Source organism: Burkholderia sp. SIMBA_062 (assembly GCF_046534765.1).
Taxonomy (GTDB): Bacteria; Pseudomonadota; Gammaproteobacteria; order Burkholderiales; family Burkholderiaceae; genus Burkholderia; species Burkholderia ambifaria.
In genome coordinates this window covers 1-273 of record NZ_JAWRYD010000251.1, presented here as the reverse complement: position 1 = coordinate 273, position 273 = coordinate 1, and the positions used below count along the sequence as shown (strand labels likewise).

General features: G+C 67.4%; 1 riboswitch.

Annotated elements, in window-relative coordinates:
- A riboswitch (cobalamin riboswitch) is annotated at nt 1–172 on the top strand. This riboswitch is flagged as partial in the annotation.
- Nucleotides 173–273 lie beyond the last annotated feature (101 nt).

The window sequence follows — 273 nt, the reverse complement described above, 5'->3', positions numbered from 1 at the left end:
CACCCGCAACGGTACAACGAGCGCATCGTCCGCAAAGTCGATGCAAGCCGCTTCATCGCATGCGCCGCATGCATGGCCACTGTGCGACGCGCGCCTGAATGGCGCGCCGCGCGGGAAGGCGAAGCGGCGTGACTCGTCAGTCCGGATACCGGCCAGATACGCGGGACGCGCGCTGCGGGGTTGCGGCGCCGCGTCCATGATTTCATGCGTCATGCCGGGCCTCGCCCGTGGCGCGTCCAGACCGGTTGTATCGTCCGTATCGTTACCGATGGC